This is a genomic window from Synechocystis sp. LEGE 06083, from assembly GCF_015207725.1.
Taxonomy (GTDB): Bacteria; Cyanobacteriota; Cyanobacteriia; order Cyanobacteriales; family Microcystaceae; genus Synechocystis; species Synechocystis salina.
On record NZ_JADEWJ010000069.1, the window covers coordinates 1 to 15,472 of the forward strand.

A 15,472-nucleotide genomic window follows, 5' to 3' on the forward strand; every position below is an offset into this window, starting at 1 on the left:
CTTCAAAGGACAAAGCGCTACCTTAACGGCGATCTCCACCACTGCATCCACCAAGGCGGAGTCAGCACCAACCTCAACGGCAGCCAATGACAAAGAAGCCGAAAAAGAAACTCTGGTGGGCAGTGGCCTGCGGGAAATGTACCGAGCCATTCCCAAAACCCTCGCCTTAACCGTCGCCCTAGCCCATGACCTAGAGCGCATTGAGCGGGTGGATGCCACCAGTGCCTTTGGGGCGATCGCCGCCGTGGAAGCAGTGATTAATGCCGGTGATGGCAGTGCGGATTGTGTGTTTGGCAAGCTAGAAGCCCATCGCTACAGCCTATTTACGGAGGGGGGAAATCCCCTGCAACCCCTGACCAAGTCCGAGTCTAGCGGGGCAGTGAAAACTGTCATTAGTGCCCTGGACCCCTGCTTGAACCGTTTGCTCGCCTTGAAGTGGCTGACCCTGCTGGCCAACGGAGATAGTACCCAACTGGGGGCCGCCCTCAAATTGGTGCAACAAACCAGCGGGGATAACCCCCTGCCCCGTTTGACCTACCAATGGCGATCGGGCCGTTACCCCCATCCTCCCCAGGACAACAGCACCGGCAATGGGGCCAATGGCGTTCCCAATGCCCCCCCCAGCTTCCTACCCACCGTGGCTACGAACCAAGCTTTACAGTGTGAATTGGAAAACTTTAGCCAGGAACCCCTCTACGGTTGTTTAATTGGGGTCAATAATCGTGGTCTGAGTGTGGCGGCCATTCTCCATCCAGACCTAAAGTTATTGCAGGGCAAAGAACAACTCACCTGGCCCAGTCCAGACGATCCCCTCTGGATTATTGGGGGAGACAAGGCGATCGCCCATTGGTTTTTAATCCTTTCCCGTTTTCCCTTGCCCGCCACCGCCACTGCCCTGGGACAACAAATCACCGGCAACAACTCCACCAATCCCCCTAGCCTAGAAAACAATCCCCCCCGGGTGCTGGCGTTGAAAAATTTGCTCCCCGTAGTCCTAGCCTTGGTGCAGGACTTAACCGCCCACGGAGTAACGGTGGCCCCAGTCCCCGACGACATGGTATTGCTATCCACCGCCGATTGGTTAAGTTTGCCCATTATGTATCAAGTCATTTAGAAAAGCCCGCAATCTAGGGATTCCTTGTTAGGATGTTAGACGTTTCAAGGTTGGTGGAGCTTGCCTTGACCAAGGGGGTCTGATTCTGTCTATGCCATTGACCTTGATGCGGTCGTTAACTCTAGACATTACTTTTCCCACTGAAAATGCTCCCCACCCCCAGCCATTGTGCTAACTATTTTTGTCCGTCCATTGTTCATCTATGACATCTTCCTTGCCCTCGTCTACCCAGCATCGGTTGCAGCAATTACCACAGATTCCGAGTGGCTGGGAAGGCGATCGCCGCCCGTTTAATGGGGGGGCCTTGGGGGAAAGGGAAGACGGGGAGCCAGGGGAATGCATTCTCTGGGTGGACGGTACCGAGGGATTAGTGCGTTCCATGGATGTAATTCCTGAAACCTCCGGTATGGAAACCGTGGTCCGTACCCTAATCCGGGCCATGGAGATGCCCCGATCGCCAGCGCCCCCCTGTCGGCCCAAAAAAATTGTCGTCCGCAACCGGGAGCTACAGTTTTTACTGCGGGGTATTCTTCAGGGTTTGAATATCAATGTGGAATACCAAGCCCAACTGCCCCTAATTGATGAACTTTTTCGCACCTTTGACAGCATTGATGACCGCCGCCCGGACCCTGTTCCTCCACCGTTCGATGCCCCCCTCAAAAAGTTAGCTCGGGAAATTTGGCATTTAGCCCCCTGGGAAGTGTTGACTGACTTGGATATTATTGCTATCCAAATCCCACGCCTAGAGGAAGTGCCGCCGCTCTACGCCTGTGTGATGGGGATGTTGGGGGAAGAATATGGCATCATCCTCTATCGTTCCCTGGAATCCCTGAAAAACTTTCGGGAAATGGCCATGGGGGAGGAAGATAACCAGTCTTTAGAACAGGTTTTTCTCTCCCAGGACTGCTGGTTTATTAATTATGAAGCCGGTGACCAGGGGGAAACCATGCCCAAGGAAAACCCCCTGTTTTTCTCTGCTAGCCAGGATGGCCAGGCCATGGCCATTTTTGGCAGTATCCATCCCTTAGAAGGTATTCGTCCCTTTATTGACGAAGGGGAAGCCTTAGCTATCTACTGTGCCCTGGAAGGGTTGGCTCATTTTGTCAAAGCCCACCACGCCGATTTTGAAGCAGAGAATTTGGAGCTAATCACCAAAGAGGTGCAGGTCAAACATCCCCTCAAACCCAAGGTGGTCAAGGAACAATTGTTGGTACGACTGTCCACCCAACCGGATCTAACAGCGGAATTTTTAGCGCAACTGGGCTTTGATGAGGAAGACGAAGAAGACGACGATGACCTGTTAGAAGATGATTTAATTCCCGACAATTCCTATATGAGCTTGGGCATGGTGCCCTGGGAATTAGTGCACAGTCTCCGTTCTTCCCCCATGGTTCATTACCAAGCTGGTGAGTTTCGCCAAAAGGGGGACGGGATGCCAGTGTTGATGATCCAAACTAGCCGCCCCAAAGCCAAAGATTTGATTCTTCGCCTCCAGCAAGAGGGAGAAATCGCCGGACTGGGGTTTAATGTGGGGCGAGACCCCTGGACGGAAACTAAATATGACCTGGGTATCCTCAAAACCGGCCGGGATAAATTATTTCTCTTTGGGGAATTTCTCCTTGACGCCCCGGCCCACCGCCAGGCGAAAAAGAATTGGGAGCGTCGTTGTCGGGATACCAAGGGTTATTGTGCGGTGCTGATTGCCATGGGGGTAACGGGACAATCCAAGGGCAGGCCGGAACTGCGCCATATGTTGGGTTATTTTGAAACCCGCTTCCTCACGCCCCAAGAGTTGGGATTGGGACCCCTGCGTTTGTCCCTGGGGGTGGACCTAGACTTCTAGGGATTTTGTAAACTTTTATTAAAAGAGTGCCGCTATGACTACCCAGAAATCCAGTCTCACCTATGTGCTCGGGGCGACGGTGGCGGCGATCGCCATTGTGGTGGGGGGAGGGCTTTTTCTCTACTCAAGGATGAACCGGGGTCAGGGTTTAACTCCCCAGACTGGAGCCCAGGTGCTCCCCTCGGACACCATGATGGCGGGGTTTGTGGAAACTGATCAACAACGGTGGTTGGCCCTGGGTAAATTCCAGGCTTTTGCTCCGGAGCAATGGGGCGATACGTTACAGGAAAATTTACTCGCCAGCGGTGACATTAACTATGCCCAGGACATCCAACCCTGGCTGGGCAATGTGATGATGGCCATGGTGCCGATGGCAGGGGAAGCAGATCAAACCGATCTATTGCTGGTGGTGGGGGTTAAGGATAAAACCAAAGCACTGCAATTCTTTCAAAAGTTAGCGGCGCAATGGCAGTCGCCTCCCCAGGAGTTGGAGTATGAAGGGGTGAAACTCTGGGAGGCAGTGACAGGTAAGGGAGAAACCATTAGCTATGCCTTGGTGGACGAAAAGTTGGTGGTGGCGTCCCAAACCAGCACCATTGAAACGACGATCGCCACGACCCAACAGGGCAATTCCCTGGCGGTAGCGTCCCAGGACCGGGGGTTATGGGAAAAGACTGCCAGCTTGAACAATCCCATCGCCACATTTTATGTGCTCGATTACGGTCAACTACTGACGGCCATGGCGACCCAGTCCGGGGAAAGCTTACCACCGGAGACCTTAGAACAATTAGCCCAAATTGAGTCTGTGGTGATGGGGGTAGGCGTCGCAGAGCAAGGATTACACTTCCAGGCGATCGCCAATTTGGCCCCTGGAGCGCCGATGGACTTTCCCCCCAGTGATAATCGCATCCTAGAAAGGGTGCCCGCAGATGCTCTGATGGCCCTCAATGGCGCTGATATCAAGGGACGTTGGCAACAGTTGGTTAGTCAAGGAGAGACCATTGCCCCCCTGGGGACGACAGTGGAGGAAATACGCCGCACTTTTACCGCGGAAACTGCCTTGGATTTGGACAATGATGTGTTTGGTTGGATGGATGGGGAATTTGCGCTGGGTATGGTTCCAGCTCGGGGAGGCATGTTGGGGGACTTTGGCGTTGGCGGTTTAATTCTGTTGGAAACAGGTGATCGCCAGACAGCAGAAAATACCATTACCCAATTAGAGAACCTAGTCCGGCGGGAATTGCCCCCGGGTATGGACTCCCGTCAAGAGGAGGTACAGGGGGTGAAAATTACCCTTTGGGATAGCCCCGATCAAAGAACAGCAATGGGCTATGGCTGGTTAGATGAAGATGTTTTCCTGCTCACCATTGGTTTTGCCCCCGATCCCCTAGTGGATCTTCCTAGGAACGATTCCCTCGCCACTGGAGAGACTTTTGCTGAGGTCACCTCTGCTTTGCCCCAGCGCAACCATGGTTATTTTTACGTTAATTTCGAGGAGGTCTGGCCCTTGTTTGGGGCTCTGTCCGGAGCTACGGCAGAAGTGCCACCAGAAGCCCAATCGATTTTAGAGGGCATTACCGGCTTAGCTATAACCACCAGTAATGTTGATGGGGAAACGGGACAGGTGGACTTGATGGTGTTGCTTAAAACTGCGCCGGAGCAATAGTTTCTACCCGGGCAACCAGAGGAGGCGAAATCACTACCTTTCCCCCGGTTTGCTTAACGGTTCGACGAGTTGGCTGAAACGTTTTAAGGCGGCCCCAGTCATGCGGGCCTTGGTCTAACTTCTGCCCAAACTTGGGTGGGCCAGGGAGCTCGGCAACGCTACTTCTTCTATAGACTGTTTAGCCAGCCAATGACACCGTGCCCTGTGACCACTTCCATAATTAAGAGGGAGGCAAAACCGATCATGGCAAAACGACCATTCATTTTTTCGGCGTATTTAGTCCAACCCGCTTGTACGGAAGAGTCAACGTAAACTTCTGGTTCAATGGCAAAGTTGTTGAGACGGTTGTCCTGATCCAAGCGGAAGCCACGGGTGGTCATAATTAGATTACTCCTAATAAAAACTTATGTTAACTATTGTAACACTTTTTTAAGGAATGTAACAATGACCCCTTCTTCCCATGCCACTGCAGTCCAACAGGCGATCGCCGATCAACTGCTAGAAATTATTCTCCAACCCCAGGATTTACATCATATTTATCGACTGGTGGTGGAGGGATTGCAGCGGGGTCTAGGGGTAGACCGGGTGTTATTGGTGCAGAATGCGGTGTTCCCGAACCTTCAATCTCGCCTCGTGGCCCAAGCTACCGCTCCCGGCAGGGGTATTGTGCAGTTAGATGAACCCTGTATGGATTGTCGTTGGCTCCATTTACTGGGGCAACTACCCCACGACGGCCTGTGGACAGTGGGGGGGCAGGGAGATAAATTTGTCGAACTAGAACCAGTACAGGAAGAATTTTGTCGGACCCTGGGGATTAAAAGTCTATTGCATTTACCCTTGAGGATTAACGATCGCCATTGGGGAGTCCTCAGCCTCCAATACCTCCGCCAAGCCCGACTCTGGCCCATTGGAGACCAACAATTTGCCCAGCGCATTGCCCATTTATTCTGTTTGGGTTTGATGAAAACGGAGCTTTGGATTCATTGCCAGAACCATAAAAATGCTTTGCAGACTGTGGTGGCCGATGGCCAAGCCCAAAAGGAAACCTACCTTAAATCCGCCCAGCGGGAACGGGCGATCGCCGATGTCATCGATAAAATTCGCTTTACCCTTGATCTACGCTCCCTGTTTCAAACCACAGTGACAGAGGTGGGAAATTTGTTGGCAGCAGACCGGGTGGTCATTATTAAGATTAGGCAGAATAAAAATTTTTCCTGGGGAGAAATTCAGGCAGAAACCCAGGCGGACGAAAAGCTCTGCCCTGTGCCCCCAAAGGAAAAAGTGCCTTTGTCCACCCAATGGATTGACCATTTTGCCAAGGGATTAATTTTGGCCATGGATGACACCGGCGACCAGGGAGCGGATTTTGCTACATCCATGTTGGGATTACCCAAGGCTAATTTGGTGGTGCCCCTCTTTTCTGGCGATCGCCTCTGGGGGGTGTTGTCGGTGCACCAATATGGCGAGTCCCGGGCGTGGGAAAGTTCGGAAATTGAGTTTACCCTGAAAATCGCCCTCAACTTAGGGGTGGCATTGCAACAGGCAGAATTATTAACCGAGTCCCAACGGCGATCAACTGCGCTCCAAAGTGCCCTGGGGGAAGTGGAAGCCCAAAAAGACTATCTCGCTCGTATTGCAGAGGAAGAACGGGCCCTCACCAGGGTGATTGAAGGCATTCGCCGGACGTTGGAGTTACAGACTATTTTCCGAGCCACCAGCGACGAAGTGCGCCATTTACTCAGTTGCGACCGGGTGTTGGTTTATCGTTTTAACCCAGACTGGAGCGGGGAATTTATCCATGAGTCCGTAGCTCAAATGTGGGAACCCCTGCTAGATGCCAACAATAATTTTCCCCTCTGGCAAGATACCTATCTCCAGGAAACCCAGGGGGGGCGCTATCGCCAGCATGAGAGTTTAGCAGTGGGCGATGTGGAAACAGCGGGTTTTAGTGATTGTCATTTGGCCAATTTGCGCCAGTTTGAAATTCGTGCTTTTGTGACGGTGCCGGTGTTTGTGGGGGAACAACTCTGGGGACTGTTGGGGGCCTATCAAAATGGGGCTCCCCGCCATTGGCAAGCGAGGGAAATCCATCTACTCCACCAAATTTCCAATCAGTTAGGCGTAGCAGTGTACCAAGCCCAGTTGTTAGCCCGCTTCCAGGAGCAGTCCAAAACCATGGAAAATACCCTGGCTGACCTGACGGCGATCGTTGATAATCTGGCCGATGGCCTATTAGTGATTGATCTGTTTGGTCGCATTACCCGCTATAACCCGGCTTTGTTGGCCATGTTTGATCTGGAAGGTCTGGAACTATTGGGCGCGGGGGTAGATGCCTATTTTCCCGCCACTTTGAATCAGTTGTTGGCTAAACCGGAAAGACAAGAGCAACAGGTGGTCACCGCCGATGTGGCATTAAGTCAGGGTCGCCAAGGACAAGCGTTGATCACTAGCATTACTTCCAATGAAGATGGATGTAAATATTCCCAATGCCTAGGGGCGGTGATTATGATCCGGGACGTGACCCATGAACGGGAAGTGGAACGGATGAAAACCGATTTTTTGGCCACAGTGTCCCACGAGTTACGCACTCCCTTAACTTCAATTTTGGGTTTTGCCACGGTCATTCAGGATAAGTTGCAGCGGGTGATTATCCCAGAGTTGGATCTGGCCCAGCCTCACCTTGGCAAGGCCACGGAACGGGTGATGCGAAATTTGGCCATCATTGAGTCGGAGGCCCACCGTCTCACTGCGTTGATCAACGATGTGCTAGACATTGCCAAAATGGAAGCAGGACAGGAATCCTGGGAGGCAAACCCCTGTGCCATTAACCCCATCGTTGAGCGGGCGATCGCCACCCTGAGTCCCCAGGCCCAGGGAAAAAATATTAGTTTGCAGGGGGAACTGGAACCGGATTTACCTAATTTTATCGGGGACGAAAACCGGATTTTGCAGGTGGTGCTTAATTTACTCTCCAATGCGGTCAAATTCACCGCCGATGGCCTAATCATCGCCCGTAGCCACCGCCACCAAGATTATCTCTGGGTGGAGATTATCGACCATGGCCCCGGTATCCATCTGGCGGATCAAGCCAAAATTTTTGAGCCCTTTCAGCAAGGGGGGGACGTACTCACAGACAAACCCCAGGGCACTGGCTTGGGCTTACCCATCTGCAAGAAAATTGTTGAACACCACGGCGGCACCATCGGTGTCCATAGCAGTCTGGGTCAGGGCAGTACTTTCTATTTTTCCTTGCCTATCCCCGGCCCCGAGGTGGAAACTCCCCCGGTTGCCTGACGAGGGTTTAAGGTTATTTTTCCTTTGGTGTCCACGGCCAGCAACGGCGATCGCCTAAGTTTAAGGTATGGTTGATCATGGTAGTTTAACCAAGGCCGGCCTTTTTCCAGCCTGCATTATCTATGCAAGATTTTGGCGCAGTATTCCACAACCAAGTGCTTCTGATTTCCCTGGCAGCCTGTTTTTTGGCCCAGGGCATCAAGGCGATCGTGGAAATTTTCCGCAACGGTAAAATTAATCTCCGTTCCCTGGTTTCCACCGGAGGAATGCCCAGTGCCCATTCTGCGTTGGTGGGAGCCCTGGCCACCGGGGTCGGCTTGCAGAAAGGGTGGGGCAGTAACGAGTTTGCCATTGCTTGTCTATTTGCCGTCATTGTCATGTACGATGCGGCGGGGGTCAGACAGGCCGCCGGTAAACAAGCCCGCATTCTCAATCAGTTAATTGATGAATTGTTTCAGGAAGATCAAAGCCTCACGGAGGAGCGACTAAAGGAACTACTGGGGCACACCCCGGTACAGGTTTTTGCCGGTTTAGCATTGGGCATTGCCATCGCCTTTTTCGCCGTGCCGGTGCAGTGAAGGATGTGAAAATATTGGGCATTAACGAAGCTTTCTGAGAGCGGAGATTAGGAGATTAAATCCATGGAAATTATCCTTTTACTGGCCACTATTTTGATCATTGGCTTGGTACTAAGCTGGTTTTTTAAGGTGACAACGGCAACCATTAAAAATGGAGTCATTATTATCATTATCTTGGTGGTGCTTTATCTCGTGTTTAAGATTACTCCCGCTCAGGTGTGGGAGCAGATGCAACAAATTTTCCAGGGCAAACGATAGAAAGTTACCCCCCTATAAAGCTGAGTTTGAGAAGAAAGAAAAGCAGGAAAAAAAACTGAAGGTTAAGAGGATGTGTGAAAAGCAATTGGATGATAGGGATTAAGCTAAGCGCCTGAGTAGAATGCGAATTGATGCCAGATATAACAAAGCTGACCCTGACTGAGAAAAATGGACAAATTCCACATCGAGATGAATCATTGTTGCTGTATCCACCGATTGAGAATCCACCACCCCATAGCTGGGTGAGAGGGGATCGCTCATGACCAGTGCTGCGTTCCCACTGATGGAGGGTTTGATTAATGCATTCGAGGGTGCCATCATCACACCACTGACGGAAGTAGTGGTAAACGGTTTTCCACTTGGGAAAATCATGGGAGAGTGAAGGCCAGGTAATCCCTCCCATGAGGATTTACAGGAGAGCGTTGACAACTTGCCGCAAGTCTGTGGAGCGAGGACATCCCCCAGGTTTCCCTGGAGCAAACAGAGGGGCAATCAGAGAGCACTGGTCATCACTGAGGTCCGCGGGGTAGGATGTAACGATATTTTTTGGTCTAGAGATTTTGGTACTTCTACAGACTGAATTTCTCTTTTTTTTTCGCCATACTCTTCTCAGACATCCTCTAATAGAAAGGAGCTTAGTTTTCTTGTGGAATATCGTAAATTATGAGCTTTCAGCACCTTAGTTATTGATGGATGATTAGATTTGTTTAAATTGTACGATATTCAAAACAAATAGAGAGTGGGAAATTAGCCAAGGCTAGAAATGGAAACTAGCAGAAAGAAAGGGCCCATTAAAAGATTCCGAAAAGCCAAAGGCACTGCTGCCCGTACCTGTTTGATAATTAAGTTGATAGAAACGATAGGCCAATTGCAAAGAAATATTTTCCCTGACCCACCAATCCATACCAAAAAATAAATTCCAACTGTAATTAGTGCCTCCTGATAGACCAAAACCTGAAACATCACCTCGAAACCAAAGGGTAATTGGATCAGATAACTGTAAACCTAGTTTTCCACCGATGAGGGGGTCAAGCCAAACTTTTCCTGCCTGAAGAGTATTTTGGGTCGTACCTTCAATGTTGACTAGACTACTAGAAATGCTGTAGTTAATCGTATTTTCAAGTTGCAGATTAACACTGTTCAGACGCACCCCTAAAATGGGCTGGAACCAGAAACGGGGAAATTCTTTTCCAGAGGGTTCTTTCGGCAACCCTGCGGGGGGAGAATCACCGAAGTTATAACTAATAGCAAAGTCATAAATCCCTTGGTTAAATTGAAGACTACTGTCAATATTATTGTTGATTTGTTGTGGCTCCCGATTATCTTGAAAATTTTGAACTTTGTTTATATCCTCTATTTGTTGATCAACTAATTGTTTATCTTGTTCAATGGTGGATTGCAATGTCCGTAGCGATTCACTATCTTCAATTTGCTGTAATTCTTGAACTTTTTGACCTGCTTCTTCTAAGACTGCTCTAGTTTGCTGTAGGTTTTGCTGAACTTGATCTAGGCTGGGAATGGTGCCAATATTTTGGATTTGTTGCTGTAGATCTCGTAATTGCTCCTGATTCTTGGCAATGGCACTATTGAGGGCGATCGCCTTTTTGAATCCTTGATCTACTTCGAGAGGGACGTTGAGAGATTGAACCTCTTGAATGTTTGTGGATAAAGTTTCTAGTTTCCGACCATCTTGAGCTAAGGTTTCCGTAAAAGATTTAAAATCAGATGCTAAAGTTTCTAGGGATTGGGCATCTTTTGCTAGGGTCACCTGGAGGTCATTTACTTCTCTTTCAAAGTTTTGTAGGGTTTCACTAGCTTTCAGTTCCTCTTGTCCTTGCAAGACTTGCACTTGCTGATCTAAAAGGTTAGCAACTTCCTGGATATTGCTGTTAATGCCTTTAGTTAAAAAATAGTCCACCGTATTAATTGGACTAGGAGTACGTGTATTTGTTCTCTGAACACTACCCGCTCCCTGTAAATTGGCATAATAACCATCGATGATAAATCCCCAGTTTCCTTTCCAGGCTTCCACACGACCACTCGCCGCTACGTTGAGGTATTGCAACAATTCTCCCAGTCCCAAGCGGTAATTAACGGTCTCTCCTTTAACGGTAGCACTACCATAAGTACTAATAGGAATAGTGGCGTAGGGTTGGAATACAAATCTCCATTTATCGCTATCTTCTACGGTCTGAACTTGTAAGGGGTCAAGAACTTCAGGGGAGTCGGGGACAGTTTCAGGCGGGGGGATAAACTCCTGAGAAATTAGGGTATTTGGTTGGGAAGATAGAATTTCTAAATCCGAGGCACAGGAACTTGTCGGAGCCGGTAAGGGTTGCTCTTCCTCCAAACTGGATTCGGTCGGTGCAATGAAGTTTGATGTCGGCACAACTTCATTACAGGAACTAACCAATTTTGCTTCTGGGGCTATTGAAGATAATGAAACAGGATTGGCAAGCACTTTTGGGGTAAATAAACCAGAAGTTCCCAGCAAAAAACCTTGAATGATTAGGATTAATTTAATAGGATTTTTCAGTTGTTCTAACACGGCGATCACTCCTCTTATTTTTCAGATATATTACTTGATTTTTGATAATTCAGGCATAATTTGGCTAGTAAAAATATCAATTACCCCTGTAACCATAAATTGAACCCCGATCGCCGCAACAAATAAGCCCATGACCCGTTGAGTAATACTCAGTCCAATATTACCTAAAAGTCGTTGTAATGATTTACCTGAAGCGAGAACAAGGAAAACCAGAAAAGTCACAAAAGCGGTCACAGGAATGAGTTCAAAAGCGGTCCCTTTATGAATTTTCTCCGCCTCACTGGCGTAAAGAATCACATTAGCAATAACCCCTGGCCCCACTAATAAGGGCATGGCCATGGGAATCACAATTTGACTGTAAACTGATTTTGCTTCAATTAGATTACTTTTCTTGTCTTCTTGCTTATCAGAAAGAGAGTCTGTTGTATTTGTTCCCTTTCCGTTCACGATATTGATACCGATGATTAAGAGAAGTATGCCCCCCGCAATCCGAAAGGAATTTAGGGTCACACCAAAAAAATTAAGCATCGGTGTCCCTACAAGCATAAAGATCACTAACAAACCTAGAACAGTCAGAGAGACAAAAAAAGCAACAATCCGTTGGACTTCTTTGGTTTCACGGGCAGTGTAACTGATAAAAATAGGTAGCATACCTAAGGCATTCAAGAGAGCAAATAGGGTGATTCCAAAGTTTCTTAAAAATGAAAAATCCATAATCTGAAAATTCAAATAAAATTTAGACAGAAAATATTGGTAATCCCCAAATAAGTATTCTACCTAAGGGAAAAGCTAGAAACTTATCTTCAAGAGAAATTAATGCTCACAATTGTTCCTGGCTAAAAGGCGATCGCCCAGAGAAAGTCCCCCGTGCGGCAGTGCGGTTAATCCAGGGGAAATCGAGCGTTGGGGGTGTTTCAGTGCTTGTGCTAGGCAACCCTAGCGGGAAATTTTTTCCCAATCCCGGCTGAAAAAGGATGGGCATCGCTTGTTGTCAGTGGAATGCCCGGTCTAAGAATGTGTTTTAAAAGTTTTAGGCAAGCCTTCGGAGCATGAGGTTAACCATAGCCACATAGAGCATTGCCTAACTAGTTGTAGGTTGTAGGTAAATATTTATAATCCTTGCTCAAACGACGATAGCGACCAAACCAAGCAAAGGTACGTTCAACAACCCAACATCGTGGCAAAACCTCAAAGCCTTTTTGTCCCTCTTTAGTGGAGGCACAGGCTGATATTGCACTCGAGGAGTCGGTTAGGACAGTTTAAGCAGTTGAGAACATTTAAACGTTAAGTTTGAGAATTGTCTTAACCAAACCGTTGGCTGTCATAGACCTCACTTTCCACTTCAGAGGAGTACCGTTTATGGTTGGGACTCGATCTCCTCGGCGTCCTCGGGTGTCGCAACGGACGTAAACAGAACACTCTTCGCTGCTCCTAAGGCTTCAGTTAAAAACAGCGATGGTTGAGCTTCTTGAGCCATTTGCTCAATCTGTTGTTTGAGCTGGGCGACCTTGCGGAGGTTTTGCGCTGCCAGGTTTGTTTCCTCTGAGGGGTCTTGAGCCAGGTTAAACAGCTCAACCCGGGAGGGCAACGCCACCTTCCACACGAGCTTCCAATCGCCCTCATGGACAGCCGCGCGAAAGGGTTCAACCTCAAAGCCGACGGCATCGCGCTCTACAACTTTGCCCTCTGCCAAGGCGGGCCATATGTTTAACCCATCGAGCGGTTTTGTCGGATCGGGTGATGCACCCGCGAGACTGGCAAGGGTCGGATACCAATCGATAATGTGCATGGGTTGATCAGTTGCCGAACCGGGTTCGATCTGTCCTGGCCAGTTGGCGAGGGCCACCACGCGAGTCCCCCCTTCATATAGCGAACCCTTGCCTTCGCGGAAAATGCCGTTATCAGCCGGAATAGAGCCGCCAGAGGTATCCACTTCCCCCGTCACCGCAGCGGAACGAGGGCCACCATTGTCACTTTGGAACACAATCAACGTGTTGTCGCGCATGCCCTGCCGCTCTAACGCCTTTACCACATGCCCAATCTGTTCGTCCATGACGGTAATCATGGCCGCATAAGCCCGACGGCTCGGATCCGCGATATTGGCATATTGCTCAAGCGCTTCTTCCGGTGCCTGATAGGGAGCATGGGGAGCGGTAAAGGCTAGATAGAGGAAGAGGGGCGTCTCTGGATCGTGTTCCTCAATCAGCTTGACCGCATCCTGCCCGAGTAGGGTAGTGACATAGCCTTCTTCTTCGACCAGTTCGTTGTTGCGATACCAATCCACGACGCCGTGGGCAGAATGGGTAAAGTAGTCGATTTCGCCCAGAATGGGGCCGTAGTGATAGTCAAACCCCCGCTGCAAAGGCCAGTATCGGCGATCGGCATGCACCAGGTGCCACTTGCCCACCAGGGCAGTCTCGTAGCCGACCTCCTTGAGCGCCTGAGGCAACAGCCATTCATCAGTCGCCAGCCCGTAGGTGCCAGCAGAGGGAATCACAACCGTTTGCAACCCATAACGGAAGGGATAGCGCCCCGTCATCAGGGCCGCTCTTGAGGGGGTGCACTAGGGATGGGCATGGTACTTTTCGAGAAGGATTCCCGTTTGGGCGAGGCGATCGAGGTTGGGGGTCTGAATATCTGAGCCATGAAACCCGACATCTTTCCACCCCTGGTCGTCGGCCATGATGTAAACGATGTTGGGGCGAGGGGGTTGCTGGGCGATCGCCGCTGGCGACCACCAGTGATGCATTCCTAACACAACTGCCACGACAAAGGCGATAGCAAAGCCCAAAGCTTTTACGTTGCGCATTATTTCCGTTCCTATGCGTCATTTTGAGATGAGTTATGGCCAGCCGGCAATCGCACAACACCTTGCGGCATAATTGATTTCAGAGTTGACCATAAACCTCCACAATATGCCGCTGCAAAATAAATGACTATCTAAAAATCGCGAGTTTGCAGCAGCAAAGGATTAAAAAACTTAAAGGATTTCAATTGAAAAATATGATTTCAGCATTGGCTTCGGTATCAAGTTGGACATTACTTTGACAAGATATGAAACCGCTGAAAAGTCGGATGGCTGAACTGCCGAATAACCTTGCCTTAAATAGTGCAAAGTACTATTTATTCAAAGATATTGATGAATTAGCGTTTTTTTTGCCTGAAGATGTCCGCCTGACTCCCTTAGAGCGTGAACCGTTTAAGTGCGAATCAGTTGCCCTTAATTTAGGAGCCGTTCAGTTTAATTTCAATTATGTCAACCGAAACCTGCATGCCTTTGGCGATAAGCAGACGGATTTTTTGACTTTTGCCATGATTCTCAAGGGTAAAGGTCAGCAGGGAATTGAAAATAGACGACTGGTGACCGAGGACTATTTGTTTGGCTTTGACCCTGAACGTAAGGCGGATCTGGTCTTTCCGGGGGGATGTTTATACTGTGCTGTTTATATCCGACCAGATGTGTTTGAAGCGTGTACCCAAACTTTGGATCGGCCAGATTTAGATGCCAGTTTCTTGGCGGAAAACTATGTCTATATGCCAGAGTCTTTGTCGTGCTTACGTGCCTACTTAGAGCAGCTTTATGAATTGTTAATCCAGAGATCACCACTATTGCTAAAGCCAGGTTTTCAACGGATCGTTTTAGAAGATTTTCTGCTGTTATTTGTGACGTCCTTACCTGCTCAAAGAAGCCACAAAATTGCTGGTACATTCTTCCGCCGATCACACCTGGTTAAGCAGGCTGATGAATATATGCGATCATACCTCGACCAACCGCTAACGCTCACTGACCTTTGCGAAGCCCTAGACGCCAGTAGCCGCGCCCTCTGCTACGGCTTTCAAGAACTGTTTGGCAGAAGTCCAATGGCTTATTTGAAAATCTTGCGATTGCAAGGGGTTTATCGAGCTTTAAAGGTTGCTAATCCAAACCAAGAAACTGTGACTGAAATTGCAACTTTGTTCGGCTTTTACCACTTAGGATACTTTGCCCGCGACTATAAACAAATGTTTGGTGAGCTACCTTCGGTAACCTTGAAGCGAGGCAAGTATCCCTCTTCCATCAATCTAGGCAGGTGAATGGCAGAATATGTCCCATGAATTGACCAAATATCTTAATCGATCTAGCTCATTAACTTTATTAAAAAGCTTGGTCAACTCATCTAAAACATGGGTA

10 protein-coding genes and 3 pseudogenes are annotated in these 15,472 nt (G+C 49.1%); 7 read left to right on the forward strand and 6 right to left on the reverse strand.

What is annotated here, in order from left to right; translation table 11 throughout:
* From IQ219_RS07340 to IQ219_RS07350, 3 genes and pseudogenes are all read left to right on the forward strand, one after another.
* A pseudogene (locus IQ219_RS07340) lies at nucleotides 1–1,114 on the forward strand (caspase family protein); the annotation flags it as partial.
* A 202-nt stretch (nucleotides 1,115–1,316) separates the two neighbouring features.
* Nucleotides 1,317–2,957, forward strand: coding sequence for a hypothetical protein (locus tag IQ219_RS07345; RefSeq protein WP_228016782.1), 1,641 nt, complete (start codon nucleotides 1,317–1,319; stop codon nucleotides 2,955–2,957).
* 34 nt (nucleotides 2,958–2,991) lie between these two features.
* A complete protein-coding gene (locus IQ219_RS07350) occupies nucleotides 2,992–4,623 on the forward strand; it encodes a DUF3352 domain-containing protein (RefSeq protein WP_194072198.1) in 1,632 nt (543 codons plus the stop codon).
* Nucleotides 4,624–4,790: 167 nt separating this feature from the next.
* On the opposite strand, the gene IQ219_RS07355 is transcribed toward IQ219_RS07350, so the two are convergent.
* Complete coding sequence (locus tag IQ219_RS07355; protein WP_010871838.1) at nucleotides 4,791–5,003, reverse strand: chlorophyll a/b-binding protein; 213 nt, start codon at nucleotides 5,001–5,003, stop codon at nucleotides 4,791–4,793.
* Nucleotides 5,004–5,067: 64 nt separating this feature from the next.
* Here IQ219_RS07355 and IQ219_RS07360 point away from each other — a divergent pair, with 64 nt between their 5' ends.
* The 3 genes from IQ219_RS07360 to IQ219_RS07370 all read left to right on the forward strand — a co-directional run bounded on the left by IQ219_RS07360 (nucleotide 5,068) and on the right by IQ219_RS07370 (nucleotide 8,753).
* A complete protein-coding gene (locus IQ219_RS07360; protein ID WP_228016783.1) occupies nucleotides 5,068–7,917 on the forward strand; it encodes a GAF domain-containing protein in 2,850 nt (949 codons plus the stop codon).
* Nucleotides 7,918–8,039: 122 nt separating this feature from the next.
* On the forward strand, nucleotides 8,040–8,495 hold the full coding sequence (locus IQ219_RS07365; RefSeq protein WP_190597373.1) for a divergent PAP2 family protein: 456 nt from the start codon (nucleotides 8,040–8,042) through the stop codon (nucleotides 8,493–8,495).
* 63 nt (nucleotides 8,496–8,558) lie between these two features.
* Entirely contained in the window at nucleotides 8,559–8,753 is a 195-nt protein-coding gene (locus tag IQ219_RS07370; protein WP_190597375.1) for a hypothetical protein, read from the forward strand.
* Nucleotides 8,754–8,757: 4 nt separating this feature from the next.
* On the opposite strand, the gene IQ219_RS07375 is transcribed toward IQ219_RS07370, so the two are convergent.
* The 5 genes and pseudogenes from IQ219_RS07375 to IQ219_RS07395 form a co-directional block, all read right to left on the reverse strand.
* Nucleotides 8,758–9,156: a transposase gene (locus IQ219_RS07375; protein ID WP_194072200.1), complete on the reverse strand. Its 399-nt coding sequence runs from the start codon at nucleotides 9,154–9,156 to the stop codon at nucleotides 8,758–8,760.
* Between the two features lie 354 nt (nucleotides 9,157–9,510).
* Entirely contained in the window at nucleotides 9,511–11,301 is a 1,791-nt protein-coding gene (locus tag IQ219_RS07380; protein WP_194072201.1) for an outer membrane protein, read from the reverse strand.
* Nucleotides 11,302–11,331: 30 nt separating this feature from the next.
* Entirely contained in the window at nucleotides 11,332–12,015 is a 684-nt protein-coding gene (locus tag IQ219_RS07385; protein ID WP_190597379.1) for a MarC family protein, read from the reverse strand.
* A 367-nt stretch (nucleotides 12,016–12,382) separates the two neighbouring features.
* Nucleotides 12,383–12,509 (reverse strand): annotated as a pseudogene (locus tag IQ219_RS07390) (IS5/IS1182 family transposase); the annotation flags it as partial.
* A 149-nt stretch (nucleotides 12,510–12,658) separates the two neighbouring features.
* A pseudogene (locus IQ219_RS07395) lies at nucleotides 12,659–14,110 on the reverse strand (arylsulfatase).
* A gap of 266 nt (nucleotides 14,111–14,376) precedes the next feature.
* Between IQ219_RS07395 and IQ219_RS07400 the strand changes: the two are divergent.
* On the forward strand, nucleotides 14,377–15,375 hold the full coding sequence (locus IQ219_RS07400; RefSeq protein WP_194072202.1) for a helix-turn-helix domain-containing protein: 999 nt from the start codon (nucleotides 14,377–14,379) through the stop codon (nucleotides 15,373–15,375).
* Nucleotides 15,376–15,472: the final 97 nt, after the last annotated feature.

Coding starts and splice junctions, on each gene's coding strand:
- IQ219_RS07345 (WP_228016782.1), top strand. CDS start 1,317: ATGACATCTTCCTTGCCCTCGTCTACCCAGCATCGGTTGCAGCAATTA.
- IQ219_RS07350 (WP_194072198.1), top strand. CDS start 2,992: ATGACTACCCAGAAATCCAGTCTCACCTATGTGCTCGGGGCGACGGTG.
- IQ219_RS07355 (WP_010871838.1), bottom strand. CDS start 5,003: ATGACCACCCGTGGCTTCCGCTTGGATCAGGACAACCGTCTCAACAAC.
- IQ219_RS07360 (WP_228016783.1), top strand. CDS start 5,068: ATGACCCCTTCTTCCCATGCCACTGCAGTCCAACAGGCGATCGCCGAT.
- IQ219_RS07365 (WP_190597373.1), top strand. CDS start 8,040: ATGCAAGATTTTGGCGCAGTATTCCACAACCAAGTGCTTCTGATTTCC.
- IQ219_RS07370 (WP_190597375.1), top strand. CDS start 8,559: ATGGAAATTATCCTTTTACTGGCCACTATTTTGATCATTGGCTTGGTA.
- IQ219_RS07375 (WP_194072200.1), bottom strand. CDS start 9,156: ATGGGAGGGATTACCTGGCCTTCACTCTCCCATGATTTTCCCAAGTGG.
- IQ219_RS07385 (WP_190597379.1), bottom strand. CDS start 12,015: ATGGATTTTTCATTTTTAAGAAACTTTGGAATCACCCTATTTGCTCTC.
- IQ219_RS07400 (WP_194072202.1), top strand. CDS start 14,377: ATGGCTGAACTGCCGAATAACCTTGCCTTAAATAGTGCAAAGTACTAT.